The organism is Actinokineospora auranticolor (assembly GCF_002934265.1).
Classification (GTDB): domain Bacteria; phylum Actinomycetota; class Actinomycetes; order Mycobacteriales; family Pseudonocardiaceae; genus Actinokineospora; species Actinokineospora auranticolor.
This window is the reverse complement of record NZ_PTIX01000028.1, coordinates 69,608-94,958: the sequence shown is the minus strand read 5'-3', so window position 1 is coordinate 94,958 and position 25,351 is coordinate 69,608. Positions and strand designations below refer to the sequence as shown.

General features: G+C 70.5%; 25 protein-coding genes and 1 pseudogene. 14 read left to right on the top strand and 12 right to left on the bottom strand.

The annotated features are described in order from the left end of the window. On the top strand, positions 1-327 hold a 327-nt coding region (locus CLV40_RS32135; RefSeq protein WP_146108325.1), incomplete at its 5' end, for an IS30 family transposase. Positions 328-590: 263 nt separating this feature from the next. On the opposite strand, the gene CLV40_RS38510 is transcribed toward CLV40_RS32135, so the two are convergent. The 5 genes and pseudogenes from CLV40_RS38510 to CLV40_RS32115 form a co-directional block, all read right to left on the bottom strand. Then, a complete protein-coding gene (locus CLV40_RS38510; protein ID WP_181043871.1) occupies positions 591-728 on the bottom strand; it encodes a hypothetical protein in 138 nt (45 codons plus the stop codon). Positions 729-813: 85 nt separating this feature from the next. Continuing rightward, positions 814-993, bottom strand: a pseudogene (locus CLV40_RS40940) (transposase domain-containing protein); the annotation flags it as partial. Between the two features lie 249 nt (positions 994-1,242). Continuing rightward, positions 1,243-2,034, bottom strand: a complete 792-nt coding sequence (locus CLV40_RS32125; protein WP_245931693.1) for a TIGR02569 family protein — start codon at positions 2,032-2,034, stop codon at positions 1,243-1,245. Between the two features lie 83 nt (positions 2,035-2,117). Next, positions 2,118-2,444: a DUF4873 domain-containing protein gene (locus CLV40_RS32120; RefSeq protein WP_104482766.1), complete on the bottom strand. Its 327-nt coding sequence runs from the start codon at positions 2,442-2,444 to the stop codon at positions 2,118-2,120. A 9-nt stretch (positions 2,445-2,453) separates the two neighbouring features. Further along, positions 2,454-3,194: a TetR/AcrR family transcriptional regulator gene (locus CLV40_RS32115; RefSeq protein ID WP_104482765.1), complete on the bottom strand. Its 741-nt coding sequence runs from the start codon at positions 3,192-3,194 to the stop codon at positions 2,454-2,456. 70 nt (positions 3,195-3,264) lie between these two features. Here CLV40_RS32115 and CLV40_RS32110 point away from each other — a divergent pair, with 70 nt between their 5' ends. From CLV40_RS32110 to CLV40_RS32100, 3 genes are read left to right on the top strand one after another with little or no spacing between them, the layout of a single operon-like run. Continuing rightward, complete coding sequence (locus CLV40_RS32110) at positions 3,265-4,176, top strand: AurF N-oxygenase family protein (RefSeq protein WP_104482764.1); 912 nt, start codon at positions 3,265-3,267, stop codon at positions 4,174-4,176. Next, entirely contained in the window at positions 4,173-5,060 is an 888-nt protein-coding gene (locus CLV40_RS32105; RefSeq protein ID WP_104482763.1) for an alpha/beta fold hydrolase, read from the top strand. Before CLV40_RS32110 ends, CLV40_RS32105 begins: the two co-directional genes overlap by 4 nt. A gap of 9 nt (positions 5,061-5,069) precedes the next feature. Then, positions 5,070-5,906, top strand: coding sequence for an alpha/beta fold hydrolase (locus CLV40_RS32100; RefSeq protein WP_104482762.1), 837 nt, complete (start codon positions 5,070-5,072; stop codon positions 5,904-5,906). On the opposite strand, the gene CLV40_RS32095 is transcribed toward CLV40_RS32100, so the two are convergent. Together CLV40_RS32095 and CLV40_RS32090 are read right to left on the bottom strand one after the other, a co-directional pair. Further along, positions 5,802-6,443: a transposase family protein gene (locus CLV40_RS32095; RefSeq protein WP_181043870.1), complete on the bottom strand. Its 642-nt coding sequence runs from the start codon at positions 6,441-6,443 to the stop codon at positions 5,802-5,804. The genes CLV40_RS32100 and CLV40_RS32095 overlap by 105 nt on opposite strands. Before the next feature lie 906 nt (positions 6,444-7,349). Then, on the bottom strand, positions 7,350-7,985 hold the full coding sequence (locus CLV40_RS32090; RefSeq protein WP_104482760.1) for a TetR/AcrR family transcriptional regulator: 636 nt from the start codon (positions 7,983-7,985) through the stop codon (positions 7,350-7,352). A 185-nt stretch (positions 7,986-8,170) separates the two neighbouring features. Between CLV40_RS32090 and CLV40_RS32085 the strand changes: the two genes are divergently transcribed. The 3 genes from CLV40_RS32085 (at position 8,171) to moeZ (ending at position 11,605) form a co-directional block, all read left to right on the top strand. Further along, positions 8,171-9,145 (top strand): alpha/beta fold hydrolase, encoded by a 975-nt coding sequence (locus CLV40_RS32085; RefSeq protein ID WP_104482759.1) that lies wholly within the window; start codon positions 8,171-8,173, stop codon positions 9,143-9,145. A gap of 112 nt (positions 9,146-9,257) precedes the next feature. Next, positions 9,258-10,292: a DUF3152 domain-containing protein gene (locus CLV40_RS32080; RefSeq protein ID WP_104482758.1), complete on the top strand. Its 1,035-nt coding sequence runs from the start codon at positions 9,258-9,260 to the stop codon at positions 10,290-10,292. Between the two features lie 134 nt (positions 10,293-10,426). After that, entirely contained in the window at positions 10,427-11,605 is a 1,179-nt protein-coding gene (gene moeZ, locus CLV40_RS32075; RefSeq protein ID WP_104482780.1) for an adenylyltransferase/sulfurtransferase MoeZ, read from the top strand. Between the two features lie 168 nt (positions 11,606-11,773). On the opposite strand, the gene CLV40_RS32070 is transcribed toward moeZ, so the two are convergent. Then, positions 11,774-11,998, bottom strand: a complete 225-nt coding sequence (locus CLV40_RS32070; RefSeq protein WP_104482757.1) for a DUF3107 domain-containing protein — start codon at positions 11,996-11,998, stop codon at positions 11,774-11,776. Between the two features lie 114 nt (positions 11,999-12,112). Beyond that, complete coding sequence (locus tag CLV40_RS32065; protein ID WP_104482756.1) at positions 12,113-12,784, bottom strand: ferritin-like fold-containing protein; 672 nt, start codon at positions 12,782-12,784, stop codon at positions 12,113-12,115. Positions 12,785-12,881: 97 nt separating this feature from the next. Between CLV40_RS32065 and CLV40_RS32060 the strand changes: the two genes are divergently transcribed. From CLV40_RS32060 to CLV40_RS32050, 3 genes are read left to right on the top strand one after another with little or no spacing between them, the layout of a single operon-like run. Next, positions 12,882-14,798, top strand: coding sequence for a DEAD/DEAH box helicase (locus CLV40_RS32060; protein WP_374065416.1), 1,917 nt, complete (start codon positions 12,882-12,884; stop codon positions 14,796-14,798). A gap of 5 nt (positions 14,799-14,803) precedes the next feature. Further along, positions 14,804-16,165, top strand: coding sequence for an Rv3212 family protein (locus CLV40_RS32055; protein ID WP_146108324.1), 1,362 nt, complete (start codon positions 14,804-14,806; stop codon positions 16,163-16,165). A gap of 19 nt (positions 16,166-16,184) precedes the next feature. Next, positions 16,185-17,030: an alpha/beta fold hydrolase gene (locus CLV40_RS32050; RefSeq protein WP_104482754.1), complete on the top strand. Its 846-nt coding sequence runs from the start codon at positions 16,185-16,187 to the stop codon at positions 17,028-17,030. A gap of 915 nt (positions 17,031-17,945) precedes the next feature. Here the strand turns inward: CLV40_RS32050 and CLV40_RS32045 are convergent. Further along, on the bottom strand, positions 17,946-18,542 hold the full coding sequence (locus CLV40_RS32045) for a hypothetical protein (protein ID WP_146108323.1): 597 nt from the start codon (positions 18,540-18,542) through the stop codon (positions 17,946-17,948). A 224-nt stretch (positions 18,543-18,766) separates the two neighbouring features. Here CLV40_RS32045 and CLV40_RS32040 point away from each other — a divergent pair, with 224 nt between their 5' ends. Then, on the top strand, positions 18,767-19,285 hold the full coding sequence (locus CLV40_RS32040) for a hypothetical protein (RefSeq protein WP_104482752.1): 519 nt from the start codon (positions 18,767-18,769) through the stop codon (positions 19,283-19,285). Between the two features lie 90 nt (positions 19,286-19,375). Next, positions 19,376-20,362 carry a pirin family protein gene (locus CLV40_RS32035; RefSeq protein ID WP_104482751.1) on the top strand — a complete coding sequence of 329 codons (987 nt, stop codon included), beginning with the start codon at positions 19,376-19,378 and terminating at the stop codon, positions 20,360-20,362. A 390-nt stretch (positions 20,363-20,752) separates the two neighbouring features. Here the strand turns inward: CLV40_RS32035 and CLV40_RS32030 are convergent, their stop codons facing one another. Further along, complete coding sequence (locus tag CLV40_RS32030; protein ID WP_146108322.1) at positions 20,753-21,223, bottom strand: hypothetical protein; 471 nt, start codon at positions 21,221-21,223, stop codon at positions 20,753-20,755. A 218-nt stretch (positions 21,224-21,441) separates the two neighbouring features. Between CLV40_RS32030 and CLV40_RS32025 the strand changes: the two genes are divergently transcribed. Beyond that, the gene (locus CLV40_RS32025; protein ID WP_104482749.1) at positions 21,442-21,633 is read left to right on the top strand and encodes a hypothetical protein; all 192 of its coding nucleotides are present in this window, start codon (positions 21,442-21,444) and stop codon (positions 21,631-21,633) included. 4 nt (positions 21,634-21,637) lie between these two features. Here the strand turns inward: CLV40_RS32025 and CLV40_RS32020 are convergent, their stop codons facing one another. Next, positions 21,638-21,955: an MGMT family protein gene (locus CLV40_RS32020; RefSeq protein WP_104482778.1), complete on the bottom strand. Its 318-nt coding sequence runs from the start codon at positions 21,953-21,955 to the stop codon at positions 21,638-21,640. Positions 21,956-22,128: 173 nt separating this feature from the next. Here CLV40_RS32020 and CLV40_RS32015 point away from each other — a divergent pair, with 173 nt between their 5' ends. Further along, a complete protein-coding gene (locus tag CLV40_RS32015) occupies positions 22,129-25,293 on the top strand; it encodes an ATP-dependent helicase (protein ID WP_104482748.1) in 3,165 nt (1,054 codons plus the stop codon). Positions 25,294-25,351: the final 58 nt, after the last annotated feature.

Sequence of the window (25,351 nt, the reverse complement as noted above, 5' to 3'; positions counted from 1 at the left end):
AAGATGAAGACCTTGCCCGAGTTCCTCCGGAAATCGGTCACGTGGGACCAGGGCAGCGAGATGGCCGACCACGCCACGTTCACCACGGCCACCGGAATGCCGGTCTATTTCCGCGACCCGCACTCGCCCTGGCAACGCAGGACGAACGAGAACACCAACCGGCTTCTCCGACAGTATTTCCCCAAGGGAACCGACCTCTCGGTCCACTCCCAAGCCCACCTCGACGACGTGGCCCGCGAACTCAACGACCGCCCCCGACAGACCCTCGGCTGGTACAAGCCCGTCGAGAAGCTGAACGAACTGCTGGTCAACACGGTGGCGCGATGACCCCTTGAGGTCAAGGGCCCCTACGAACCTGCGGTGGGGAAGAGCGGTGGGAGGGGCAAGCCCACCCCACCCGCGGGCGAGCTTGGCAGGTCCGTCCCCCCCCCACACACACACACAAAGACGTTCCACCCCATCGAGCAGAAGGCGGGGGCGCGAAGAGTTCGGTGGGGGTTGGGCTGGCACACGTCGGCGGGCAGTGGTTTCCCCTTCTCAGGGTGGGGATAGGTGCGAGATGGCCTGGGTGGGCTGAGGACTCTTGGAGTTCATTGATCGTGTCGGATGGCTCGTGTGAACGAGAGCCGGTCGGGGGCCTCGTCGATCTCGTCGAGTATGAGTTCGAACTCCCAGCGTTCTTGGTTGCGTGAGGCGATCTCCACGGCCTGGGCTATCTCGGCGTCCATGATCGAGGTGATGACGCGGTGCCTCGCCTGGACGTTTCCTGGCCTGCGAAATCGCCGACATCGTCGGAATCCGCCACTCGCCCCGTCACGTCCTCAACGAACGCAACCCGTTCACCAACTTGCGTATCACCTCCTCGTGCGAATTCACGAAGAGCAGCGACAACGCCAACATGTAATGCACTACCACGCGCGCCGGAAGCGGCCACACCCGACGCTCACCATGACCCGTGGACAACACGACCTCATCCATCAAATCCCGGTAAAAAACCTGGTCAACACACCGATGGAGGTCGCGTCAACAAACCGCTCCAACCTTGCTACACCACGCAGCATATTAACCATCGAAACACGCCGCCCCGCCAACGGAAGCGCCTAACTTAGTGGCATTGGCCCTGCTCCAGCCTGTCGGCACTGGGGCACTGGGAAAGAGACCGCGAAATCCTGTGGATGGATGCAGCGGATGGGGACAACTCGCGATCAAGGAAGTTCGGCGTTGGGTGGGTGGGGCTCGGATCTACAGCAACGGGCCGATTACCTGGCTGGCGTGTTCCAAGCCGCGCATGGAGCGGGGGGTTGATTTGGGGTGTAGGGCGTGGACGGCGAGTCTGAAGAGCAGGGCCCGTAGTAGTGCCTGGGGCCATTCCGGGAGGTGACCCCAGCGCTTGGCTATGGCGTCGTCGGCGCCGCCCCAGGCGATAGCGTCTACTACGACCACCGCTGCCGCCCACTCCGGGGGCCTGTGGAACGCGGTGAAGTCCATGATGCCCGGGGCCGCGTCGCCGTCGAAGAGGACGTTGCCGAAGAGGTCGCCGTGGACTACCTGGGACTTGAGGGTGATGTCCTTGCGGGACTCGGCGTAGATGGCGAAAAGTCTGCCGCCCAGGTCCGGGTCGAGGGTGGGGTTCTTGTCCTCTCCCCAGGCCGCTCGGTCGGCCATGGCGAAGACGTCCGCGCGGCCGGAGAGGAAGCGGGGGCGGTTGAGGTCCGCGGTGGCCTTGTGCAGCCGCAGGGAGGCGGAGATCACCTCGTCGTAGCGGGGTTCCGCGTGGCCGGGGATGAACCGGAACGCGACCCAGCCGCCGACCACGTAGCGGCCGTCGGACGAGCGCACCGGCCGGGCCACCCGCAGGTCCGGCACGTCCAGCTCGTTGAGCGTCTGGGCCACCCAGGACGCCTCGGCCGGGTTGACGGCCTGGCGCATGGCCAGGTCGTCGCAGCGCCACACCGGGCCGTGCTCGATCAGCGCCGGTTCGGCGTTCTTGGCGCCGAAGGCGGCACGCACGTGCGGCGGGGGCGGTGTTCTCACGGGCGCGCACGCTACCTGTCCGAGGAGGGCGAGCGTCCGCACGACACGTGGCCCGTTTTGTTGATCTTTTCCCAGCGCCCCGGCTAGGCGCCGGTGGGCTCCAGGTCGTCCAGACTGGTCTGGACCATGAAGGGCGGGGTGCTGGATCCGGTGATCCGGTAGCGGTCCCACGGGTCCGGGTCCGACAGCTCGCCCGTGGCCGCGCCCTGCGGGGTGCGCAGCACGGCCGTGGTCTTGCGGCCCCCGACCTGCGCGGACAGCTCCCGGTCCGCCGCGATCCGGCCGTACCAGCGGTAGTAGCCGTCGATCGGCTGGAAGTGGCCGCGCAGTTCCACGGTCACCGCGAACTCGCGCTCGCCGACCACCAGGGTGGCGGCGCCGGAGTAGCCGTCTTCAGCGTGGTCGCTCATCGCCTGCTCCTACCAGCCCGCGGCCGCGTCGCCGCCGCCGAGTTTGATGATCCTGTTGACTTCCAGGGGTTTGTGCGGGTCGATGGTGACGCCGTAGCCGCGCATGGTGCCGTCGATGGCCGCCCAGATGGTCATGGTCAGGTACTCCACGACCGCGTCCCGGCTCATCGTGCGCCGCTCCAGCCACCACTCGCCGACGTTCTGCACCATGCCGACGATGCCGTGGCCCCAGACCTCGGCGCCGCCGGAGTCGATCTGGTACGCCCGCATGTAGTCGCCGAGCAGCGCGGACAGCGCGTTGGCGATGATCTCCTTGTCCTCGGCGACCACGTCGGAGTCGATCCGCCGGTCGGCGAAGGTGCTGCGGACCAGCAGCCGGTACAGGTTCGGGTACTCCTCGATGATCGAGAAGAACGCGTCGAGGCTCTTGCGGATCCGCGGCAGCGGCGCCTCCTCCCGGTTCATCGCCGGGATCAGCCGCTCGAAGAGGATCTCCGTGCCGCGGTGGCCCAGCGCCAGGAACAGGTCGGCCTTGTCGGTGAAGTGCCGGTACAGCACCGGTTTGGTCACCCCGGCCTCGGCGGCCACGTGCTCCATGCCCAGATCCGGGCCGTGTTCGGCGAGCGCGCGCAGCGCCGCCGCCACGAACTCCTCGCGCCGCGCGGCGCGGTGGGACTTCCAGCGGTCGCGCCGGGCGTCCCCGGTCGAGTCGTCACTGTGTCGCTTGACACGATCGGCCATGCGACTCATGCTACCAGAAGTAACTGTTACTCGAAGTTACGCGTGCCGGAGACGCCCGCGTGGAGGAGTGATCCCGTCGATGAGCCGCGCGATGCAGGTAGCCAAGGTAGCCGATCGGGAGAAGACCGCGGGGCGGTTGCTGAAGTCCTCGGCGGACAAGTTCTACGACCCCGACATCGATATCGACTGGGACGCGCCGATCCCGCCCGACCTCCACTTCCACCCCGAGCACCGCGTCTCCCTGTACGGCACCGAACTCTGGGACCGGATGACGCCGGAGCAGCGGATCGAACTGGGCAAGCACGAGATCGCCAGCATCGCCAGCACCGGCATCTTCTTCGAGGTCCTGCTGATGCAGATGCTGCTCAAGCAGGTCTACAAGCACGACCCGACCACCGACCACGTGCACTACCTGCTCGCCGAGATCGCCGACGAGTGCCGCCACTCCACCATGTTCGGCAAGGCGTGCAAGCGCTTCGGCGCCCCCGCCTACGGTCCGCGCGGGTGGGTCAAGCAGTTGGCGAAGGTGCTGCCGGTGCTCGGCCGCGGCCCGTCGGCGTACGCGGCGATCCTGGTGGCCGAGGAAGTGCTGGACCGGATGCAGCGGGAGAACATGGCCGACCCCGGGTTGCAACCGCTGATCCGGATGGTCAACCGCATCCACGTGCTGGAGGAGGCCCGGCACGTCACCTTCGCGCGGCAGGAGGTCGCACAGGGCATGGCCAAGGCGGGGTGGCTCGCCAAGCGCTACCACCGGCTGCTGACCGCGGTCGTGTCGTACTTCGTGGCGCTGAGCCTGGTGAACCCGGGGGTGTACCGGGCGGTGGGGCTGGACCCCAAGCAGGCGTGGCGGGCGGCCAAGGCGAACCCGCACTTCCAGGAGACCATGCGGTTCTGGGGTGAGCGGATCATGAAGTTCCTGACCGAGGCCGACCTGGTCGGCGGGCCGGGGATGGTCCTGTGGCGCCGCTCGATGCTGCTCGCTCGATGAGCGGCCTCGGCACGGGGGACGGCGTGGAGTTGAACGTCGTCGAGGAGGGCGCGGGCGCGGCGACGCTCGTCCTGGTGCACGGGTGGACGATGGACCACACGTCGTGGGACCCGGTGGTGGCGCGGCTGTCCGGGGTTCGGGTGGTGCGGTTCGACCTGCGCGGTCACGGGGCTTCCGGGGCGGCGCCCGCGGGGAGCGCGACGATCGCGCGGGTCGCCGACGACCTGGCGGAGGTGATCGCCGCGCGCGTGCCGACCGGTCCCGTCGTGCTGGGCGGGCACTCGCTGGGCGGGATGACGCTGATGGCGCTGGCCGAGCGGCACCCCCGGCTCGTGGCCGACCGGGTGGCAGGCGCCGCGTTCGTGGCGACGACCTCGGGCGGGCTGTCCCGGCTGACGTTGGGCCTGCCGCGCCGGGTCGCCGGTCCGGTTCTGCGCGCGGAGCGGTGGCTGAACAGGCGGATCGCGAAGTCCCGTCGACCGACGCTGCTGGGGCGCTTCAGCGGGTACGCGCGCCCGGGGGTGCGGTGGCTGGTGTTCGGCCGGTCGCCGGTCGGCGCGCACATCGCCGCGACGGCGGCGCAGGTCGGCCGGTGCAACCCGTCGAACATGGTCGAGTTCCGCAACGCCCTCGACGAACACGAGCGGCTGCACGCCCTGTCCGCGTACCGGGGTGTGCCGACCGCGGTGCTGGCGGGCTCCCGCGACCGCCTGTGCACGGTGGCCGACGCGCGGACCATCGCAGGCGCCCTGCCGGACGCGGACCTGCGGATCTACCCCGCGGCCGGGCACATGCTCAACTACGAGCGCGCGGACGAGGTGGCGGAGGTGCTGATGGGCCTGGTGGCTCGGGCGTCCGCGCGCGCCCTGGCTACCGCGGGGTAGTTTCCCTCCGTGTTCGACACCTCCGACGGCGTGCGGCTGTCCGTCCACGACACCGGCGGCCCCGGCCCCACGGTCCTGCTGGTCCACGGTTGGACCAGCGATTCCCGCGTGTGGGACCGGGTCGTGCCCGCGCTGGCGGGGATTCGGGTGATCCGGTTCGACCAGCGTGGCCACGGTGAATCGACCGCGGGCCCGGCGACCATCACCCGGCTCGGCGAGGACCTGGCCGAACTGATCACCGCCCTCGTCCCCGACGGCCCCCTGGTCCTCGTCGGCCACTCGATGGGCGGCATGGCGATGATGGCCCTGGCGGAGTCACACCCGAACCTGGTGGCACAGCGCGTATCGGCGGCCGTGTTCGTGTCCACTTCGGCCGGTCACATGGGCACAGTGACCTTCGGCCTCCCCAAACCCCTGGTGAAGCGCTTCCTGGCGGACAAACCCACCCGCACCTCCCCTGCCGCGCCACGCAAGCGCAAGCCCCTGCCGACCTTCGCGACCCTCATCGCCTTGCGGTGGCTGGCCTTCGGCAAGACCTACCGGTGGCCGGACGTCCGCTCGGTAGCCGACCAGGCGGCCGCCGGCCACGCACGCACCATCGCCGCCCTGCGCCGGGAGATCGTCACCAACCACTTGCGGGACAAGGCATTGGCCGCCTACGCCGACATCCCGACCCAGGTGCTGTGCGGCACGGCGGACAAGATCACGCCCCTCGCCCACGCCGCCGCCATCGCGGAACTCCTACCCGGCGCCGAATTCGTCCGCTACCCGCGCGCGGGCCACATGCTCCCCTGCGAACACCCAACCGATCTCGCCCAGCGAATCCGTTCCCTCACCACCGCTTGACCGCCGCTCAGCCCAGCGAATCCGGCCCCTCACCGCTGTTGACCACCCCGCCCAGATCCAGCACAGCCCCCGCCCTCCTCTGGGGGGACAGCCCTGCTCCAGTTTATCGGTGGTCGGCCGTCCGGGAATGGATGGCGAATTGTCGCCGAGCCGGATGCTGGGGTCTCGTCCGTCGAGAACCGGTGAGGCTTTCAGGCCGACGATGTCGTCTCGAGATCCCGGCAACGGATCCGACACCCATCTCAAGCGTCTGTCCAGCGTGCGCACGACCTGGACCGTGAGCCCGGTTGTGCGGTGTTTCCCGGAGAACGACTCCGGGCGGGAGGCCCAGGACCAGCACGGCAGCAGTGTTCCATCCACGATGTGAGAGCTGCGGTCGTCGAGGTCGTCGGCCGTGGGAACGCACTGTTCGAGCACGCCGGCCAACAATGGCGTCACCGCCGCGGTCGCCCGGCTGATCGTCGACTGCGACACCTCGAACGCTTCCGCCAACTCCGCCTGAACCCGATTCCGCCGCAAGTACGCCAACGTGACCACTACAGAGCCGTATAAACCCGGAACCGGCGGCCATCGACGAACCGACTCTCCGGTCGCTTCGCGGATCAGAGCGCACAATTCCTCGACACGGCCTCGAGCAAGGCCGGTGGTATGATACGTGAAGGTGATCCGTTTTCGAGAACTTGGTGTGGTAACTGAATTCTCTCAAACGGGCCGCTGCCACTTATTTCGGGGTGATCATCCCGAGGCGTGAACAAGCCTCTGTGGACAACCTCGGTGGATGTGGACAACTCCCGAAGTCGGGAATGGCGGCAAGATCGACAAAGTGGCTGGTCGTGGGAGCGTGGGGTGGGCCCTGCTCTGGCTTGTCGGTGGCTGGCCTCTCGGGAAGGGGTGGCGACGTCTTGGCGGGCCTATTCGGCGGCGCTGGAGTAGAGGCTGATGGGTGCCGAGACAATGTGGTGAGCGTGTAGATCTTTAGCCGAACGAGCGGTTCACCGGTCCCGGTTTCCGATCTGGGTCGGGATGCCACTGCCGACGCGACCTCCATCGCCGAGCCGGGTGGCCTCGACGTTCAGGTCGGTGGTGCGATGCCTTCTCGGGGAACAACGCCGGAACGGAGGCTCATGACCAGCACGGCAGCGGCGTCCCCGCCGTGATGCGGGAGCACGGCCACTGAAGTCGAACATCCGCCCCGAGTGCCTCGGTCAAGCCCGGTGTCGTCGGCTTTCGCTCCAGGAGCCGCTTCGGGGAGGTGGCGCGGCGTCGGACGCGAATCGTGTGCGCGCGGCAGATGTTCGGGGCTGCCTGCTCCTCGAACCGAGATGGACTATTTCGAGGCTTGGCAGGGATTCCGTGTCGACCACCGCGGTCGCCGAAGGAGCCCGGGGGCAACTTCGGAAGACGTGGAGAAGTCGGGAATGGCGGCAAGGTCGAGGAATGGGGCTAGTCGTGGGGGTGCAGCGGGAAGCCGCCGCCGATGCCTCGCCAGGCGAGGGTGGAGATGAGGGTGATGGCTTCTTCCTTGGCGAGGGCGCGGTTGTCTGCGAGCCAGGCTCGAGCCGCCACCTGGCTGACGCCCACCAGGCCGACCGCCAGGAGGCGGGCGCGGGTTTCGTCCAGGCCGGCGTCCGCGGTGATGGTCGCGGTGATCGCGTCGACGCTGGCGCTGGTGGCTCGTTCGATCGCGTCCTGCACCAGGGGCTCGCCGCGCAGGTCGGACTCGAACACCAGGCGGAACGCCTGGCTCTCGCCGTCGACGAAGTCGAAGTAGGCGCCCACGGCGTTGCGGACCCGGACCTTGTTGTCCGTGGTCGAGTCCATCGCCTCGGTCACGCGGCGGACCAGCTCGTCGACGTGCTTGTCCAGCAGCGCCATGTACAGCTCGAGCTTGCCGGGGAAGTGCTGGTAGAGCACCGGCTTGCTGACGCCCGCGCGCTCGGCGATCTCGTCCATGCCCGCGGCGTGGTAGCCGTTTGCCGCGAACACGTCCTGGGCGGCGGCGAGCAGCTGGGCGCGCCGCGCGGTGCGCGGGAGTCTGGCGCCTCGGCCTGCGCCGTTCGACTGGACCGTCTCGGACATGCGTTTCCACCCTCGTTCACTGCGTTCTTCGGGCCAGGATCGCCAACCCGCGCGGGTGGTACGACCGTACTCGCCGGTATCCCCGTTCGGGGCAGTTCTCCTAACGAGCGTGCTCCACGACAAGTATCCAATGTGACTCAGACCACACTGCGGTGAGCCCCGGCGAACGGGGGCACACTTATTAGGTGAACGTCGCAACCACCTCCCGCCCACTGCTGACCCGGGTCCCCCTTTCGGACGCGGTGCTGCCCACCCTCGCCCCCGAGATCGAGGTGTGGCCAGGCGAGGTCGTGGAGTCCGCCGGCCTGCGGTTGCACGTCCGCCGCACGCCCGGGACCGGCGACGCCACCGCCGTCTACGTGCACGGCCTCGGCGGTTCGGCCACCAACTGGACCGACCTCGCCGCCAACCTCGCGGGCCACGCCCCGGGCATCGCCGTCGACCTGCCCGGCTTCGGCCGCAGCGAACCGCCCGACGGCTACACCTACGAACTGCGCGCGCACGCCGACGCGCTCGCCACCTGGCTGCGCGGCCTCGACCTGGGCCCGGTCCACCTGCTCGGCAACTCCATGGGCGGGGCGATCTGCGTGCTGCTCGCCGCCCGCCACCCCGACCTGGTGCGCACCCTCACCCTGGTCTCCCCGGCCGTGCCGGACCTGCGCCCCAGCGTGCGCCGGGTGTCCGACCGGCGGATCCCGCTGGCGTTCCTGCCGGTCGTCGGCCGGTCCGTGCGCGAGAGGCTCGCCGCGCTCACCCCGCGTGAGCGCGCGATGCAGATGCTCAACCTCTGCTACGCCGACCCGCACTCGGTCACCCCCGGCAGGCTGGAGGCCGCCGTCGCCGAATACGCCGAGCGCGCCGGGCAGGCCTGGGCCGGTCCCGCGCTCGCGAGCAGCACGATCGGCCTGCTCAAGGCCTGGTTCGTCACCGGCGTGCGCTCGCTGTGGCGGAGCCTGCCGGACGTGCAGGCGCCGACCCTGGTCGTCTGGGGCGCCGACGACAAGCTCATGACCGTCCGCAAGGCGCCCCGCACCGCCCAGCTGATCCCGCGCGCCCGGCTGCTCGTGCTGCCGCGCACCGGCCACGTCGCGCAGATGGAGCGTCCGGTGACCGTGGCCCGCGCGGTGCTGGGGCTGTGGGAAGCGGGGGACCGCTGGTGACCCGCGGTGAGCCCTGCCCGGCCGTCAGCCGCCCGTGTGGCGGAGCGCGCGTCGGTGCTGCACTGCCCGGACAACCGCTGGGTGATGTGGCACCCTGGGGCGCGTGAGCCGAATGACGCAAGGCGAGCCGGACACGGCCACCCGGTCGTCACGCTCCGCAGCGGAAGGCCGGTCCGAAGACCGGTACCGGAGAGGCAGACGCACCGACGCGGAGCCGTTGGCCGCCTCGTGGAGCCCGGAGCAGCCCGAGAAGCGCCACGCGCGCGGCTTCGTCGCCACCTACGGCTGGCGCCTCTACGCCGTCCCGGTCCTGATCGCGGTGACGGTGCTCGTCGCCTTCCAGGTCGCGGGCGACAAGACCCAGCCGCCGCCCGTCGCGGCGGCCGCGGACCCGGTGACGGGCAGCCAGGTGGACAAGGCCCCGGAGGGCGAACCCGGCGCCCCGGACGTCACCGAGCGCGCCCCGGTCCCGGACCTCAACATCCCGAGCGCCGAACTGCCCAACGGCGGCGCGTTCGCCCAGGGCGGCGCGCACACCTGGCACGGCGTGCCGGGTGAGACCGGCAAGGTCGGCGGCGGCCCGAAGTTCTACACCTACACCGTCGAGATCGAGGACGGCGTCGACGCGGCCCAGTTCGGCGGCGACGAGGCGTTCGGCAGGCTGGTCGACCAGACCCTGGCGGACCCGCGCGGCTGGACCGGCCTCGGCGAGATCTCCGTGCAGCGGGTGCAGCCGAACTTCCCCAACCCCAGCTTCCGGGTGAGCCTGACCACCCCGGACTCCACGCACGACGTGTGCGGCTACACGATCAAGTACGAGTCGTCCTGCTACCGCTCCAGCGAGAAGCGCGTGGTGATCAACCTGGCCCGCTGGGTGCGCGGCGCGGTGGCCTTCGACGGCGACATCCTCACCTACCGGCAGTACGCGCTCAACCACGAGATCGGCCACGCCTTCCGCAACGGCCACGTCGGCTGCCCGCAGGCGGGCGCGCTGGCCCCGGTGATGATGCAGCAGAGCTTCGGCGTGGCCAACGACTACGTCTCCCAGCTCAACAAGGCCGCGGGCAACCCCGACCCGGTCAAGTCCGACGGCTTGGTCTGCAAGCCCAACCCGTGGCCCAACCCCCAGGCCCGCCCGGCGGGCTGACCGACCGGCCAGTGGGCAATCCCGTCCCGCATGCTGGGAGGCGGGAATCCGCGATTGGGAGCCGGGCGTTGCACGCGGGGAGAATCGGGCACACATCTATGGGTTGAACACGAGCAGTGTTCGAGGAGGAGCCGATGTCAGGCAGTTTGCCGCCGCTCGTCGAGCCGGCGCAGGAGCTGACCAAGGAAGAGGTCGAGCGCTACAGCCGCCACCTCATCATCCCGGACGTCGGTGTGGACGGGCAGAAGCGCCTGAAGAACGCCAAGGTCCTGGTGGTCGGCGCGGGTGGCCTGGGCAGCCCGGCGCTGCTCTACCTGGCCGCCGCCGGGGTGGGCACGCTCGGGATCGTGGACTTCGACGTGGTCGACGAGTCCAACCTGCAGCGCCAGGTCATCCACGGGGTCTCCGACGTCGGCAAGCCCAAGGCCGTCTCGGCCAAGGAGTCGATCGCCGAGATCAACCCGCTGATCACGGTCGTCCTGCACCAGGAGCACCTCAACTCCACCAACGCGCTGGACATCTTCCGCGACTACGACCTGATCCTGGACGGCACGGACAACTTCGCCACCCGGTACCTGGTCAACGACGCCGCGGTGCTGCTGGGCAAGCCGTACGTCTGGGGCTCGATCTTCCGGTTCGAGGGCCAGGTCAGCGTGTTCTGGGAGGACGCGCCCAACGGGCAGGGCCTCAACTACCGCGACCTCTACCCCGAGCCGCCGCCGCCCGGGATGGTCCCGTCCTGCGCCGAGGGCGGCGTGCTGGGCGTGCTCTGCGCGTCCATCGGCTCGGTCATGGTGACCGAGGCGATCAAGCTGCTGACCGGCATCGGCGAGCCGCTGCTGGGCCGCCTGATGGTCTACGACGCGCTGGAGATGTCGTACCGCACCATCAAGATCCGCAAGGACCCGGAGACCAAGCCGATCGAGGGCCTGATCGACTACGAGGCGTTCTGCGGCGTGGTCAGCGACGACGCGCAGTCCGCCGCGGCGGGCAGCACGATCACCCCGCGCGAGCTCAAGGACAAGTTCGACCGGGGCGAGGACTTCGCGCTGGTCGACGTCCGCGAGCCGCACGAGTACGAGATCGTGCGCATCGAGGGCTCGGTGCTGATCCCCAAGGACCGCATCCTCTCCGGCGAGGCCCTCGCGGAACTGCCGCAGGACCGGCAGATCGTGCTGCACTGCAAGTCGGGCGTGCGCTCGGCGGAGGCGCTCGCCGCGCTGCACAAGGCGGGCTTCAAGGACGCCGTGCACGTCGGCGGCGGCGTGCTGGGCTGGGCCCGCGAGATCGACACGAGCCTCCCCACGTACTGATCGAGAACCGCGAGAGGCCCCGCACGCTGAGCGTGCGGGGCCTCTCGCATCTGTCCACACGGGTGCTCCCCGTGCCCGCGTCCACTCGCCACGCCTCCGCCGAAGTCGGCTCGCCAGGTCGGGAACGATGCCGGGCGGGGACGAGGGGGTGGGCGGTGGGAGAAAGCGTTACGGCGCGAAGCCGACCTTGCGGGTGTCGGCGCTGCCGATCTCCACATAGGCCACCCGGGCCGCGGGCACCACGAACCGGCGGCCCTTGTCGTCGACCAGGCTGAGCTGCCCCTGCGGGTTCTTCAGCGCGTCGGCGACCAGGGCCTCGACCTCGTCAGGAGTCAGCGAGCTGTTGAGCACGAGCTCCCGCGCGGTGTCCGCGACACCGATCTTGACCTCCACGCCGACCTCCGGGCATCGAATCCAAAGCTGTCGACTCCGAAGGCTAGTCGAGCACCCGCGCACTCGGCCCGCGGGCACGCCCGCGTTCACCCACCGCGAACTGGGACCGCCACCTCAGCCGAGCCCCAGGGCGGTCATCCGCTTGCCGTGCTGCTGCTGGAGCCTGCGGAACAGCGCGGCGATGCCGGACAGGTCGCCGGTGCCCGCCACGATCAGCTCGGCCAGCCCGTCGCGCTCGGCCACGACGTACTGCGCCTGGGTCAGCGCCTCGCCCAGCAGCCGCCTGCCCCACAGCGCCAGCCGGTCGCGGACCGTGCGGTCGCGCTCGATGGCCGCGGTCACCTCCCGCTCGGCGAAGCTGGAGTGCCCGGTGTCGGCCAGCACCTCCAGCACCAGCAGCTTGGTGTCCTCGTCGAGCCACGAGCCGATCTCGCGGTAGAAGTCGGCCGCCAACCCGTCGCCGACGTAGGCCTTGACCAGCGACTCCAGCCACGAGCGGGGCGGGGTCGACGCGTGCCAGGTGTCGATGTGGGCGATGAACGGCGCGATCGCGTCCTCGATCAACACGCCGTGCGCCGCCAGGTACTTCTCGATCTTCGCGTAGTGCGCCATCTCGGCCGCCGCCATCTCCGAGAGCGCGGCCCGACCCGACACCGTCGGCGCCGACCTGGCGTCCTCGGCCAGCCGGTCGAATGCCGACAACTCGCCGTAGGCGAGCACGCCGAGCAGGTCCACCACCCCCGCCGAAAGCGCGCCCCCGGACACTCCCGACTCCGCGTTCTCCATGGTTGGAGCGTATCCGGACGCTGTCGCGGGTAGACTCGCCAGGACGTCCGGCCCACCACCGCTCTACGGCGGGTGGTCCGCGGCCCGGGCGGCGACAATGGCGAGACCTCGGGGAACACCTCGTGGGCACCGGAGCCCACAGCCCGAGCAGAGTGGGTGCGCGCCTTCCTCACGAGGCCCTCCCGCGCCCCGCCCGGAGGTAGCGCTCCAGGGCCGGACGGCGCGGTCGAAAGGGCCCCAGGGCAGAGCGCGCTGGTATCGAGAGAGGCTGATCACCCTGACGCAGGAAGACACCGCGGGCGGCGACACCGCCACGCGCGAGAACGCACCGGAGCTGGACCCCGTCTCGCTGGAGCACAGCGAGGCCGGTCTGCCGGAGAACGACACATCCCACCCGCTGACCGCGGCCGCGGTCGCGCAGGTCGACCCCGAGGCGCCCACGTTCGCCGAGCTGGGAGTCCGCGAGGAGATCGTGCGGGCGCTGGCGGGCGCGGGCATCGAGCGCACGTTCGCCATCCAGGAGCTGACGCTGCCGCTGGCGCTGGCGGGCGAGGACCTGATCGGTCAGGCCCGCACCGGCACCGGCAAGACGCTGGGCTTCGGCGTGCCGCTGCTGCAGCGCATCCAGACCCCCGGCGACGGCACCCCGCAGGCCCTGGTCGTGGTCCCGACCCGCGAGCTGTGCCTGCAGGTCACCGCCGACATCCGGGACGCGGGCAAGCACCTCGGCGTGCGGGTCCTGTCGATCTACGGCGGCAGGCCGTACGAGCCGCAGGTGGCCTCGCTGCGCAAGGGCGTGGACATCGTCATCGGCACCCCGGGCAGGCTGCTGGACCTGGCCGAGCAGAAGCACCTGGTGCTGGGCAAGGTCCGCGGCCTGGTGCTCGACGAGGCCGACGAGATGCTCGACCTGGGCTTCCTGCCCGACATCGAGCGCATCCTGCGCATGGTCCCCGACCAGCGGCAGACCATGCTGTTCTCGGCCACCATGCCCGGCCCGATCATCACCCTGGCCCGCACGTTCCTCACCCAGCCCACGCACATCCGGGCCGAGGAGAACGACGCCAGCGCCGTGCACGAGCGCACCGAGCAGTTCATCTACCGGGCGCACTCGCTGGACAAGATCGAGGTCGTGGCCCGGTCGCTGCAGGCCGAGGGCCGCGGCCTGACGATGATCTTCGCCAGGACCAAGCGGACCGCGCAGAAGGTCGCCGACGAGCTCACCGAGCGCGGGTTCGCCGCGGGCGCGGTGCACGGCGACCTCGGCCAGGGCGCCCGCGAGCAGGCGCTGCGCGCGTTCCGCTCCGGCAAGGTCGACGTCCTGGTCTGCACCGACGTCGCCGCGCGCGGCATCGACGTGACCGATGTCACACACGTCATCAACTACCAGTGCCCGGAGGACGAGAAGACCTACGTCCACCGCATCGGCCGCACCGGCCGCGCGGGCAAGACCGGCGTGGCGGTCACCCTGGTCGACTGGGACGAGGAGCCGCGCTGGAAGGCGATCAGCGACGCGCTCGGTCTGGGCAAGCCCGAGCCGGTGGAGACCTACTCCACCTCCGACCACCTGTTCGCGGACCTGGGCATCCCCGAGGGCTCCACGGGCAGGCTGCCGATCGGCAAGCGCACCCGCGCGGGCCTCGACGCCGAGCCGGAGGAGGACTTCGGCGGCAAGCGCCGGGGTGCGTCGGCGCCGCGGTCGCGGCGGGTGCGGGCCACCGGCGCGAGCCGGGTCCGGGCCGCCGAGGCGACGGCCAGCAGGCCCGCGGTCGACGAGGACGGCGACGGCGACAGCAGGCCGCGCAAGCGCCGCCGCAGGCGCGGCGGCAAGGACGTCGGCGAGGAACCGACCTCGTCGGTGACCGCCGAGGTGGTGTCGTCCGGGCCGGAGCAGGCGCCCGAGGCCAAGTCCGACAAGCCCGCCCGACCCCGCCGCCGTCGCCGCCGCGGCGGTGCCGAGGTGGCCGGGGAGCCGGGGGCCAACACGGGCGAGACACCGGGCGGTGCAGACTAGCGCTCGTGACGCTAGGGAACCCCACGAACCAGGTGGTCAGCGGCGAGGACGTGCTCGACGGGGACGTCCCGCCCGCACCTGTGCGGGTCGGCCCCAGGCACGGCTTCAACCGCCGTCGCGACTGGGTGCTGCTGCTGGTCGTCATCGTGGCCCTGGTCGCGGGACTGGTGTTGGTCTGGCAGACCAGCGAGGTCAACGCGACCGAGAGCCGCACCACCGACGTGAACCCCGGGTACCTCGCCCAGCCGGAGGTCTTCCCCCCGTCGCTGGGCGAGGCGTGGCGGGCCAAGAGCCCGGCCACCTGGCAGCCCGTGGTCGTCGGCATCGACCAGAACGACCAGGACATCGCGTCCACGGTCGTCACCGGTGACGGCGGCGAGGTGGCGGGCCGCGACCCGCGCACCGGCGACGTCCGCTGGACCTACCGGCGCGGCCTCGACCTGTGCACCATCGGCGTGTCGTGGAAGAAGGTCATCGCCGTCTACCGCACCGGCAGCGGCCTGCTCCCGTCGGGCGACCCCCGCGCCGAGGGCGGGTGCAGCGAGATCACCGCGCTGAAGCCGACCTCCGGCGAGCGCGACCGGCAGCGGCACAGCGACGCCGAGCTGGGCACCAAGCTGCTCGACGACGGCGTCGACTACGCGACGTTCACCGGGTCCAAGCTGCTGCTGTCGCTGCGCTCGGACCTGGTGAAGACCCTCGAGTACGGCACGGTCGCGGCGAAGGTGAACCCCGGCAAGCAGCCGCGCACCGACTGCGAGTTCCACACCGTGCTGACCACCCCCGGCAAGGTCGCGGTGGTCGAGTCCTGCCCGGACGAGACCACCGACCGCCTGACCGTCCTGCGCGCGGCCCCGGCCGAGTCGGACAAGCCGGAGGAGGTCACCAGCCTGCTGCTCGACGGGCGCGGCGCCCAGGTGGTCGCCATGAACAACACCCTGACCGCGGTCGCCCTGCCCGACCCGGGTCGTGTGGTGGTCTACAACGAACAGGGGCAGGTGCAGGGGACGTACCCGGTGGAACTGGGCTCTTCGGACCTGCGCGCGGATCCGCCCGGGCACAGCCCGCTGGTGTCGACCGCGACGGCCACGTACCACTGGTACACGGGGTCGCGCACGGTCGTGCTGTCCGCGATCGACCTGAGTCCACTCAGGACTGTCCCGGACACGCTGGGGCCGGGTGTGGTGTTCGCCGGTCGGGCGCTGCTGCCGGTGGCGAACGGTCTCGTGGTGATCGACCAGGCCAGCGGTGATCGGATCGGGACGATCCCGGTCGACCGCGAGGGGTACTCCGGGCCGGTGACGATGTCGACCGTGGGGCCCGTGGTGCTCGAGCAACGGGGTGACACGGTGGTCGCCCTGCACTGAGGCGGGCACACTCGGGGGTATGCACTCCCAGTTGACTTCGCATTCCGCCGCCGCGGTGGAGTACTCGGGGCCGTACGGTCCGATCGGGGCGCTGCTGGCGGATACGGGCGGGCCGTACGCGGTGTTGGTGCCCGGCTACACGGGGTCGAAGGAGGACTTCGCGCCGTTGCTGGACCCGCTCGCCGCGGCCGGGTTCTCGCCGTTGGCGGTGGATCTGCCCGGGCAGCAGGATTCCACCGGGCCCGCGGTGGAGGACGAGTACCTGCCTGGGCCGCTCGGGGATGTGGTTGCCGGGCTGGTGAACGGGTTGGATCGGCCGGTGGTGCTGCTGGGGCACTCGTACGGCGGGTTGGTGGTTCGGCGGGCGGTGTTGGCGGGGGCTCGGGTTCGGGGGCTCACGTTGTTGAGTTCGGGGCCCGCGGATTTGCCGCATGGGCCGCGGCGGCAGGTGTTGGACCTCGGGGAGCCGTTGCTGCGGGCGCAGGGGATCGCGGGGGCGCACCGGGCGTTGGAGGTGCTGAACGCGGGGAATCCGCGGTGGCTTTCGTTGGCGGAGCCGGTTCGGGAGTTCTTGAACTTGAGGTTCTTGCGGAATCGGCCGGAGTCGTTGCTGGGGATGAGCGCCGGGTTGCGGACCGAACCGGATCTGGTGGGAGAGTTGGGGGAGGCGTTGGGGGAGACGCCTCGGTTGGTGGTGTGCGGGGAAACGGACGACGCTTGGCCTACGTCGTTGCAGCGGTGGATGGCTGAGCGGTTGGGGTCGGAGTTCGTGACTGTGGTGGGGGCTGGGCATTCGCCTGCGGTGGAGAATCCGGAGGGGTTGCTCGCGGTGTTGTTGCCTGCGTGGAAGGCTTGGGTGGCCTGATCTGGGCTTTGTTCAACTCATCGCGGAAAGCCGGGGCTTGGTTGGGTGTGCCCGCGTGCTTGGGGAGTTGTGCACAGGCTTGATCATCTTCAGCCGGGATTGTCGGCCCTCTTGGCTAGGATGGATAGTGGGGGCCGGAGGCACAATGCCACTAACTTAGCGCGTTTTCGCTGGCCAGTATCGGTCTAAGCGATTGGCGATCGACCTCTGGAACACTCGGATCAAGTCCACTTGCGACAGTGGGTTGCGTGTTCGCTCGATGCCCCAATGCGGGCCATGGAAGTATGGTGTGCCGCAGGGCGTCGTCGCACGTGCCGCCTGCCTCTCGCACGGCACCCTCAAGATGCCGTTGACCTGCAACGATGCTCCGTAAGTTAGTGGCATTGGGCCGGAGGCATCGGTTTGATCTTCGCTGACTTGGCGGCGGTTGGGCGGCTGATCCGGGTGCTACCGGGGGCGCGCCTTGAGTTGTGCACAGGCATGATCGTCTTCGCTCGGAGCTGTCGGCCCCCTTGGCTAGAATTGGCATTGGGGGCCGGAGGCGTGCGTTGATCATCTTTGTGCTGCGGGGGTGCCGGTTGGGATCGTGGTTGGGTTGATCGGTCCGGCTGTTCGCGGAAAAGATGCGCGGCCTTGATTGAGTGAACTTGCTTTGCGCGGGGCCCCTACGGACCTGCGGCGGGGAAAAGCGGTGGGAGGGGCAAGCCCACCCCACCCGCAGGCGAGCTTGGCGGGTCCGTCCCCCCACACAAAGCAAGTCCACCCAATCAAGGCGTATGGCAGGGGCGCGTTGCGTTCTGTGGGGGCTGGGATCTTGTGGCGGTTTTGAGGATGGCTGGGTGAGAAAGAAGAGAATGGAGAAGAGGGAAGGGAAGAGAGAAGGTGGGGAAGGGAAGTTGGGCGAGCTGGGTGTGGCTAGGCGTCGGCTAGGCGGTCGAAGACCGCGTCGGTGATTTTTCGGGTGGTGGCGCAGGGGGCGGTTTCGAAGGTGCCCAGGACGGTCAGGTGGGAGCCGTGCTGGTTGGGGGCCAGGTAGCGGTCCAGGGTGATGGAGAGGCCGCAGGCGGACGGGTCTTCGCCGAGGACGGTGTAGGCGGTGTTGCCGTTGATGTCTTCGGTTTTGGTGTAGCTGGGGGTGCCTGGGGGTTCCGCGCGGAAGAAGACGGCGACGTTCGTTGTGCCTCGTGGGTAGGGGAGGCGGTAGCGGCAGACGGCGGTTGTCTGCTCGTCCGCGATCTGGGTGGCTCTGGTGCCGGTGGCCTTGCTGATCAGGGGGACGTAGCTGACGCAGTCGACGGCGTCGGGGACGACCTTCGGGGTGGCCACGGTGATACCGGGGCGTGGCTCGGGGGTGGCCGGGCCCGAAGTCTCGGAGGCCAGGGCCTCGGGTGGGGCCTCCGTCGTGGTGGTGGGGGCGGGACGCGTGGCGGCGACCTCGGCGTGGGAAGTGGCGGACGCGCAGCCCGCGACAGCCAGACAGGCCAGCGCCAGGGCCGTGGATCGGAGGAGCACCGTGACACCGTAGGGGCGTGGTCGCGGTGCCGCCGGGGTGAGCGGGGAAGATTCCACCGATCGTGCGGTAACGGTCGTCGCGTCCTCAATGGACTGACCAGGTGGGACGCTCGCGCTTCCCGTGTGGTTCCGCGCGGTGCCCGAGATGGTTCTCACAGGGTGCTGACCTCGGCTTTTGCCGCTCCTTCCGTAACGGCGGTTCGTGGTGGACCGACCATGCGGACATGAAGCTGAAGGTCGTCTTACCCCTGCTGGCAGTGGTGCTCGCCGGCTGCTCCACCGCCGTCACCGGTAGCCCGGTGGTGGGTTCCGCGGAGACCGCGACGTCGAGCTCGCGGACGTCGACGACCAAGCCGTCGACGACCACGACGAAGCCGACGACCCGGACCAGCAAGCCGAGTCCGACGACCGCCACGTCCAAGGCGGAGCCGACCGACGTCGACGGCGTCGACTACAAGGTCCTGGAATCCCTGCCCGCCCAGTACTGCGACCGGCCGTTCAAGGGTGCGCTCGGCAAGGACATGCTCGCCGTCGTCATCGAGACGCCGACCGGGCGGCTCAACTGCGAGCAGGCCGCCGCGATCCTGTTCGACTACTACGCCGAGCGGCCCAAGCCCGCCACCGTCAAGTCGCCCGTGACGATCGGGCCGATGATGTGCGACCAGGTGTTGGAGCCGATGATGCCGCAGGTCGTGTGCGTGGACGAGGACAACCTCATCTACTCGATGTGGCCGCAGCGCTGACCGTCCGGGTGGAATAATTGCGCGCGCAACCATGTTGGTGGGGGTGTCGGGTCGCCGCAGGGGTGGCCCCGGTGTGTTGAGGAGGCGGTCATGCCCGCTGTCACCGCGGACACCCTGACCCTGCCCCGCCTGCCCGCGTTGCCCGAGGACGGGACCGCGTGGCGCCGGGTGCGCGCCACCGTGCGGGCCGGGACCTTCACCGAGGGCGAGGGGTTCCAGGTCCGGCGCCCGTTCCCGAGCGTCGACCTGGCCATGGCGGACCCGTTCCTGCTGCTCGACCACATGGGCGCCGTCGAGTACGGCCCCGGCGAGGCCAAGGGCGCGCCGTGGCACCCGCACCGCGGCTTCGAGACCGTCACCTACATGATCGACGGCGCGATGGCGCACACCGACTCCATCGGCGGCGGCGGTCTGATCACCGACGGCTCAACCCAGTGGATGACCGCGGGCTCGGGGATCCTGCACAATGAGGTGCCGCCGCCGGAACTGGTCGCCAAGGGCGGGTTGTTCCACGGTGTCCAACTGTGGGTGAACCTGCCGCGGTCGCTGAAGATGACCCCGCCGCGCTACCAGGACATCGGCGCGTCCGACGCTCGCCTCCTGGCCAGCGACGACGGCGGCGCGCTGGTCCGCGTCATCGCGGGCGACCTGGCGGGCCACCGGGGTCCCGGGGCGACCTACACGCCGATCACGTACGTGCACGCCACGGTGGCCGCAGGCGCGCGGCTGGACATGCCGTGGCCGGAGGACTTCAACGCGCTGGTGTACGTGCTGTCCGGGCGTGGTGCGGTCGGACCCGAGGGGCGTCCGCTGGCGGAGGGTGAGCTCGCCGTGTTCACCGCGGGCTCCGCGCTGACGGTCCGCGCGGCGGACACCCAGCCGGGCAACTCGCCGACCTGGGAGATCCTGGTCCTGGGTGGTCTGCCGATCAACGAACCGGTCGCCCGCTACGGCCCGTTCGTGATGAACACCCGCCAGGAGATCGTCGACGCCTTCGAGGACTACCAGGCGGGCAGGCTCGGCCGGATCCCGGCCGCGCACCTCAGCGCCGCCGACCTCGATCCCCATGCCCGGTAGTTGTCCACAGCCCCGGCAGACTCCCTTGCGGCCCGCTGACCAGCATCGATAGGCTGGAAACGGGGGTGGGCCCCGGGAGTCCGGGGGGATGATCTTGGTTGGGTCCCGGCGCCGTCGGGGGCGCCGTGGAGGCGCCGCTGGGGCGTTGTGGCGCGGGTGCTTCAGGGTGGATCGCAGGTCGGGCCGGGTTGGGTTACCGGCGGTGGTCGCGTGGCGACGGGTGCCGCGGGCGCGGCAGATAGCTCCATTGTGGACAGTGTGAAATCGGGAGCCCGGGCGGAACCCCGGTCGGCGACGAGCGTCTTGTCGGTATGGGAGTAGGACTCATAACCGTGGTCGCGGGCGGGGTTTCCCTCGTGAGTGGGCTGGTTGTGTTCGCCGTGCGGCGGGTCAGACCGATGCCCGGCAGTACAACCGCTCGCCCCGGGCCTGGGCAGACGTGGCAAGGGCCGCCGTCGCGGTCAGACCGGTGAGCAGGTAGTCGGCGAGGCCCGCCAGGTCCGCGGCGGAGGGCTCCAGGGCGGGGCCGAACCACTCGTCCGCCCCGGTCCACGCCGCGGCCGCCGCGGCGAGGGCTTCCGGGGTGGCGGTGGCCAGGGCCGTCGTCAGCGCGTCGGTCACGCTGACGACCAGGCACTCGTCTTCGGCGGCGATGAGGTCGCCCTGCCGGGGGTCGGCCGTCACGGCCCCGTAGGTGGCGCCGGTCAGCAGGGCCTCGAGCTTGCCGAACAGGACGAACGGGTCAGCGTTCTTGAAGTCGACGAACTCGACGTCGAAGGCCTCGAGCGCTCCGGCCGCGGCGTCGTCGGACGGGGCGGCGAAGTAGTCACACAGCACGGTGCGCAGTCTCGCACCCCGCACCGACACGACCCTCTTCGTGCGCGGGCAATCGCGGTGTGTGAGCATGTGTGGCCGGACAACACACTCGCTTAACAGAACGGGTCCATACGGCCTCTTGTCTGAGCCCGACTGGGCTGAAAGAGTGAATGCCTCCCCCGGCAGGCCGGGCACTCGGATCCCCTGTGAGCGACCTCGACGCTCATCCGCAGGCACCGGCCGCCCCCAAGGAAGGTGTTGCCATGACGCTCGCCCAAACCACTGCCGCGTCTCCGGGCAGGATCGCCGCGGCACGCGAGATCGAATCCCTGCACAACGCCGAGCAGTGCAGCAAGGCCGTGCGCACGGTGGCCGACCACGCCGCCGACGCCGCCGACTGCCAGCGGCTGCTCGAGATGCTCGGCCTCGACGCCTCCCTCGGCAGGCGCCCCTAAGGCTTCAGAACAGCCCCCGCTCCGGCTCCGGCACCACGTCCGCCCACCGGTAGGCGCGCAGGTCCACCTTCTCCCCCTCGGTCAGCACACCTTCGGCGCGGAGGCGTTCGAGCTGCTCACGCGCCAGGTGCGGAGCCGGGGTCCCGTTCGCCCTGAGGACGCGGTGCCAAGGCAGGTCGTGGCCGTCCTCGGACAGGATCTTGCCGATGAGCCGGGGCGACGGGGCGCGCGTGAGGTCGGCGATGTCGCCGTAGGTCGCCACCCGGCCGTGCGGGATGGCCTGGATCGCCTGTCGGACCTTCTCGTGCAGTTCCTCGTCCACGCCCACCTCTTCGACTCCGCACCGCCGGGGCACCAGTGTGCCAAGCCCGGTGGCGCCGCACTGCTCGTGATCGCCTCAGTGCGGTAGACGCACGCGGGCGCCGGAATATTCCGGCGCGCCGCGATGGGCGTGCCGCCGTCGGGCCCGCCGCGGCCGCGTGGTCCAATCGGCGGATGGTCGCCGGGAAGTCCCCGATCGCGCCGCGCCTGGTCCGCAGGCCCGCGGCCGCCGGGCGCACCCTCGACTGGGCCGACCAGGCCAGACGCGTCCTCACGGGCGCCGACGGGTTCGTCCGCGTCATCGGTGGCCCCGGCTCGGGCAAGACCACCCTGTTGGCCGAACTGGCCGCCGATCGGGTGCTGCGCGGCGGCGTGGACCCCGCGCAGCTGCTGGTGCTCACCGCCAGCCGCCGCGCCGCCGTCGACCTCCGCGCGCGCATCACCGCACTGCTCACGGGGCAGGGCGTCGCGCACACCGTCCGTGAACCGCTCGTGCGCACCGTGCACTCGTACGCCTTCGCGGTGCTGCGGATCCAGGCCATGTTGCGCGACGGCCCCGGCCCGCGCCTGCTGTCCGGCCCGGAACAGGACGCGGTCATCCGCGACCTGCTGGAGGGCGACGTCGAGCTGGGTGCCCGGCACTGGCCGGAGCGGTTGCGACCGGCGCTGGGGATCCCCGGGTTCGCCGAGGAACTGCGCGACCTGCTGCTCCGCGCCGCCGAGCGCGGGCTCGGGCCGGAGGACCTCATCGACCTCGGCCGCGAGGAGGGGCGCGACGAGTGGGTCGCGGCGGGCCGGTTCGGGGAGCAGTACGAGCAGGTGACGCTGCTGCTCGGGTCGGCGGACAGCGGTATCGCGCACACCACCGCGCCCGCTTTGGACGCCGCGGAACTGGTTGCCAGCGCGCTGTTGGCGTTCGAGACCGACGACGAACTCCTCAGCGCCGAACGCGACCGCGTGCGGTACCTGCTCGTCGACGACGCGCAGCACCTCGACCCGTTGCAGTACGCGCTGCTGCGTCGATTGGGCGTGGCGGCCAAGGAATTCGTCGTCGCAGGCGACCCGGACCAGGGCATTTTCTCCTTCCGCGGCGCGGATCCCCGCCTACTGCGCGACGCCGAACCGGACAGCACCGTCCTGCTCGGCCCGGGCCACCGCATGGCACCCGCCGTGCGCAAAGCCGTGTCGCACCTGGCCGCGCGGCTGCCCGGCGGTGGAGCCCGGCGCGTGGACAAGGCGAAGGACAAGGGCGGGACCGTCACCGTGCGGCTGCACCCGTCCGCGGCGGCGGAGGCGAGCTGGGTGGCCAACCAGCTCCGGCGCGCGCACCTGATCGACGGTGTGCCGTGGGCCGACATGGCCGTGCTCGTGCGCTCCGCGACCCGGTCGATCCCGGTGCTGCACCGCGCGCTCGCGTCGGCGGGTGTGCCGGTGGCCGCGCCCGGGGATGAACTGCCATTGGCGCAACAGCCCGCGGTTCGGCCGCTGCTGACGTTGCTGCGGTGCGCGGCTATACCGTCCCTATTGGACCCACCGCTCGCGGAGAGCCTGCTGGCATCGCAGCTCGGCGGTGCGGATCCGTTGGCGCTGCGGCGTTTGCGGCGCGGTCTGCGTCGGCTCGAACTGACTTCCGGTGGTGCCAAGTCCAGCGACGAGCTGCTGGTCGAGGTGCTGGAGGACAACGACCGGCTCAGCGCGCTCGCCGACACCGAGGCGGGACCGGTGCGGCGGGTGGCCGGGCTGATCGCCGAGGTGCGCAAGGGGATCGCGGACGGGATCGGGCTGGAGCTGGTCCTGTGGAACCTCTGGCAGTCCAGCGGTCTGGAGGCGCGCTGGGTCGCGGTCGCGGGCCGGGGCGGGCCCGTCGGCGCGCAGGCGGACCGGGACCTCGACGCGATCGTCGCCCTGTTCCACATGGCCGAGCGCTACGCCGAGCGGTTCCCCGGCGCCGACGTCGTCGGGTTCGTCGACCACATCGCCGTGCAACGGATCGCGGGCGACACGCTCGCGCCATCCGCGCCGCAAGGGGACGCGGTGGCGGTGCTGACCGCGCACGCCGCCGCCGGTCGCGAGTGGACGGTTGTGGCGGTGCCCGGGGTGCAGGAGGGCGCGTGGCCGGACCTGCGGCTGCGCGGTTCGCTGCTCGGCGTGGAGCGGCTGGTCGACGTGCTTTCCGGTGTGCGGGAACAGGTCTCGGCGACGGCGCCGCTGCTGGCCGAGGAGCGCAGGCTGCTGCTGGTGGCCGCGTCGCGCGCGCGGGAGAAGCTGCTGGTGAGCGCGGTGCGGGGGGAGGAGGAGCAGCCGTCGCGATTCCTGGCCGAACTCGCGGGCGCCGAGACCACCGACATCGACAGCCCGGTGCCGATGGCCGAGCCCGAGCGGGCACTGATCCTCGCGGACCTTGTGGGTGAACTGCGGCAGGTGGTGTGCGACAACGAGGTCGACCCGGACCGCCGGGCCTTGGCCGCGCGCCAACTGGCCCGGCTCGCGGCGGCGGGCGTGCCCGGGGCGCACCCGGACGGCTGGTACGGCCTGCCGGAGCTGTCCACGGTGGCGCCACTGCGCGCGGCGGACGAACCGGTGCGCGTGTCACCGTCCACAGTGGAAATCCTGGCCAAGTGCCCGGTGCGCTGGGTGGTGGAGCGCCACGGCGGCCAGGACCCGACCCAGCTCGCGGCGATCACGGGCACCCTGGTCCACGCGCTGGCCCAGGCGGCGGCCTCGGGGGCCACGCGCGCGGAGCTGATGGCCGAACTGGACAAGGCGTGGTCGGCGGTCGACGCGGGCGCCCCCTGGTTCTCGCGCCGGGAACAGCAGCGGGTCCGCGCGATGGTCGACACCTTCCTGAGCTGGATGCACTCCACCCGCAACGAGTTGACCCAGGTGGCGGTCGAGCGTGAAGTGCGGGTGGAACTGCCGGGCCAGATCACGGTCAGCGGTCGGGTGGACCGTTTGGAAGTGGACAACGAGGGCCGCCCGGTAATCGTTGACATCAAGACGGGGAAATCGCCCGTCAGCGCGAATGACGCGCAGGAAAACCCGCAGCTGGCGGTGTACCAGCTGGCGGTGGCCTACGGGGCGTTCACCGATCTCAGCAAGGAACCCGGCGGCGCGCGCCTGCTGTACGTGGCCAAGGCGAACAAGAAGACCGGTGCCACCGAACGCAACCAGTCCCCGGTCGAGGGCGAGGGCGTCGAGCACTGGCTCAAGATCGTCCGGGACGCGGCGGCCTCCACGGTGGGTCCGGAATACACTGCCTACGAGAACCCGGATTGCCCCCGTTGCCCAGTCCGCACGGCTTGCCCGCTGCATCCCAGTGGTCGACAGGTCACCGAATAGGCGATTCCCCGTTTCCCGTCCCCGCAACGGGTATCGGTGGTCGGATTGGCGTGATTTC

Excerpts from the sequence above, each read along its gene's own strand:
- CLV40_RS38510 (WP_181043871.1), bottom strand. The coding sequence starts at position 728 with ATGGACGCCGAGATAGCCCAGGCCGTGGAGATCGCCTCACGCAACCAA.
- CLV40_RS32120 (WP_104482766.1), bottom strand. The coding sequence starts at position 2,444 with ATGAGCGACCACGCTGAAGACGGCTACTCCGGCGCCGCCACCCTGGTG.
- CLV40_RS32115 (WP_104482765.1), bottom strand. The coding sequence starts at position 3,194 with ATGAGTCGCATGGCCGATCGTGTCAAGCGACACAGTGACGACTCGACC.
- CLV40_RS32110 (WP_104482764.1), top strand. The coding sequence starts at position 3,265 with ATGAGCCGCGCGATGCAGGTAGCCAAGGTAGCCGATCGGGAGAAGACC.
- CLV40_RS32105 (WP_104482763.1), top strand. The coding sequence starts at position 4,173 with ATGAGCGGCCTCGGCACGGGGGACGGCGTGGAGTTGAACGTCGTCGAG.
- CLV40_RS32090 (WP_104482760.1), bottom strand. The coding sequence starts at position 7,985 with ATGTCCGAGACGGTCCAGTCGAACGGCGCAGGCCGAGGCGCCAGACTC.
- CLV40_RS32080 (WP_104482758.1), top strand. The coding sequence starts at position 9,258 with ATGACGCAAGGCGAGCCGGACACGGCCACCCGGTCGTCACGCTCCGCA.
- moeZ (WP_104482780.1), top strand. The coding sequence starts at position 10,427 with ATGTCAGGCAGTTTGCCGCCGCTCGTCGAGCCGGCGCAGGAGCTGACC.
- CLV40_RS32065 (WP_104482756.1), bottom strand. The coding sequence starts at position 12,784 with ATGGAGAACGCGGAGTCGGGAGTGTCCGGGGGCGCGCTTTCGGCGGGG.
- CLV40_RS32060 (WP_374065416.1), top strand. The coding sequence starts at position 12,882 with ATGGCGAGACCTCGGGGAACACCTCGTGGGCACCGGAGCCCACAGCCC.
- CLV40_RS32050 (WP_104482754.1), top strand. The coding sequence starts at position 16,185 with ATGCACTCCCAGTTGACTTCGCATTCCGCCGCCGCGGTGGAGTACTCG.
- CLV40_RS32040 (WP_104482752.1), top strand. The coding sequence starts at position 18,767 with ATGAAGCTGAAGGTCGTCTTACCCCTGCTGGCAGTGGTGCTCGCCGGC.
- CLV40_RS32035 (WP_104482751.1), top strand. The coding sequence starts at position 19,376 with ATGCCCGCTGTCACCGCGGACACCCTGACCCTGCCCCGCCTGCCCGCG.
- CLV40_RS32025 (WP_104482749.1), top strand. The coding sequence starts at position 21,442 with ATGACGCTCGCCCAAACCACTGCCGCGTCTCCGGGCAGGATCGCCGCG.
- CLV40_RS32015 (WP_104482748.1), top strand. The coding sequence starts at position 22,129 with ATGGTCGCCGGGAAGTCCCCGATCGCGCCGCGCCTGGTCCGCAGGCCC.